This window comes from Bradyrhizobium sp. P2_E8, from assembly GCF_056403875.1.
Genome location: NZ_JBFUES010001066.1, coordinates 1 through 2397, shown reverse-complemented (window position 1 = coordinate 2397; position 2397 = coordinate 1). Strand labels below are relative to the sequence as shown.

The window sequence follows — 2397 nt, the reverse complement described above, 5'->3', positions numbered from 1 at the left end:
GCATGCGGCGGACCTCCGATGTGCCCGCGCCGATCTCGTAGAGCTTGGCGTCGCGCCACAGACGTCCGACCGGAAATTCGGATGTGTAGCCGACGCCGCCGAGCGCCTGAATCGCCTCGCCCGCCATCCACGTCGCCTTCTCCGCGGAATAGAGGATCGCCGCCGCGGCATCCTTGCGCAGGGTCCGCGCATGGTCGGCGCGGTCGCAGGCGCGCCCCACCGCATAGACATAGGCGCGCGTGGCCTGCCAGGTCGCATACATGTCGGCGAGCTTTCCCTGCATCAGCTGGAAGTCGCCGATCGGCTGGCCGAACTGCTTGCGCTCGTGCATGTAGGGCACCACCGCGTCCATGCAGGCCGCCATGATCCCGAGCGGGCCGCCCGACAGCACCGTGCGCTCATAGTCGAGGCCGGACATCAGCACCTTGACGCCCTCGCCCACCTTGCCGAGCACATTCTCTTCCGGCACCTCGCACTCGTCGAAGAACAACGGATAGGTGTTGGAGCCGCGCATGCCGAGCTTGTCGAGATGCTGGCCGTGGGTGAACCCCTTGAAGCCCTTCTCGACCAGGAAGGCGGTCATGCCGCGCGGGCCGGCCTCCGGATCGGTCTTGGCGTAGACGACCAGCACGTCGGCATCGCCGCCATTGGTGATCCACATCTTGGAGCCGTTGAGCACGTAACGATCGCCGCGCTTGTCGGCGCGCAGCTTCATCGAGACGACGTCGGAGCCGGCGCCGGGCTCGGACATCGCGAGGGCGCCGACATACTCGCCGGAGATCAGTTTCGGCAGATAGCGCTGCCGCTGCGCGTCACTGCCGTTGCGGCGGATCTGGTTGACGCAGAGGTTGGAGTGGGCGCCGTAGGAGAGCCCCACGGCCGCCGAGCCGCGCGAAATCTCCTCCATGGCGACGATATGGGCGAGATAGCCCATGTTGGAGCCGCCATATTGCTCCGGTGCGGTCATGCCGAGCAGGCCGAGGTCGCCAAGGCGCTTCCAGAGGTCCGCCGGGAACAGATTGGCCTTCTCGATCTCGGCGGCGCGGGGGGCGATCTCCGCCTCCACGAAGGCGCGCAGCGTATCGCGCAGCATGCTGATGTCTTCGCCCAGATCGAAATCGATGCTCGGGATGTTCAAGGCGATTCCTCCGTATTCTTGTCGGGTCCGAACCTACCCCCGCCCAGGCGTCATGGCGGTCGAAAAGGTTGCATTTTCCGCCAAGTTTGGCGAGGATTTTTCATGCCGTTCCAAGCCGCAACCGCGACGCCCCGCCGCGCCATGACCCCAGCCGCCTTCGTCCGCGGCGTGGTTGCCGCCTATGCCCTTTATGGGCGGGATCCGGCCGAAGCGTTGGGCAAGGGGCAGGTCACCGAGGACCTCGTTCGATCCCAGGACGGACGGGTGACGGCGGCCCAGTTCGAGGCGCTGGCCGGCCACGCCATGCGCGAGCTCGACGACGAGGCGCTCGGCTGGTTCTCGCGCCGGCTGCCTTGGGGAACCTATGGCATGCTGTGCCGTGCCTCGATCACGGCCCCCAATCTCGAAGTCGCGCTAAAACGCTGGTGCCGGCATCATCGCCTGCTGACCGAGGACGTGCTGTTCGAGCTCTCGCTTGGTGATGAGACCGCGACCATCTCCCTTCGCGAACAGCGCGACCTCGGTCACTTGCGCGAATTCTGCCTCGTCACCCTGCTTCGCTATGTCCTCGGCTTCTCCTGCTGGGCCGTCGATTCCGCGATCGCGCTACGTGCGGCCGAGTTTCCCTATGCCGAGCCGGGTCACGTCTCGGTCTATCCGACGATCTTCTGCAGGCATTTGAGCTTTGATGCGAATGGCGCCCGCATCGTGTTCGACAAGCACTATCTTTCGCTGCCGCTGACGCGCAGCCCGGCCGATCTCGACAACATGCTCAAGGGCGCGCTGAGGCTGACCGTGCTGCCCTATCGGCGCGACCGGCTGCTGGTCGAGCGCGTGCGTCGCGTGCTGCGCAACGCGCGCGGACGCAGTCTCGGCGCCGAGGATGTCGCAAGCGAGCTGGCGCTCTCCACCCGCACCATGCACCGGCGCCTGCGCGAGGAAGCGACCTCGCTGCGCGATCTCAAGGAAGAAGCGAAGTTCGAACTCGCCAAGCAGGAGCTGATGCGTGGCCGCACCCCGATCAAGCGGATCGCGGAGATCGCCGGCTTCCGCAACGAGAAGAGCTTCTCGCGCGCCTTCCGCAGCTGGACCGGCGCGTCGCCGCGTGAGTTTCGCGGAAGGTATCGCTGAGGCCTGCGCGAGGCCGCGGCCCAGCAGGACTTCCCAAATCACATGTCACAGTTAGGTGAGTTTCTAATGTGTTGGTATTCGGCTTTTGTGAAATTCCCGATCGATCCACGCAAGGAAGTCCCCTATCC

At 65.6% G+C, this 2397-nt stretch carries 2 protein-coding genes; one reads left to right on the top strand and one right to left on the bottom strand.

Translation table 11 applies throughout. From position 1 onward, the window contains the following. Positions 1–1093: isovaleryl-CoA dehydrogenase (locus tag AC1D00_RS36685; protein WP_477014034.1), on the bottom strand; the 1093-nt coding region annotated here is incomplete at its 3' end. Positions 1094–1240: 147 nt separating this feature from the next. Here AC1D00_RS36685 and AC1D00_RS36680 point away from each other — a divergent pair. After that, complete coding sequence (locus tag AC1D00_RS36680; protein ID WP_477014033.1) at positions 1241–2269, top strand: AraC family transcriptional regulator; 1029 nt, start codon at positions 1241–1243, stop codon at positions 2267–2269. Positions 2270–2397: the final 128 nt, after the last annotated feature.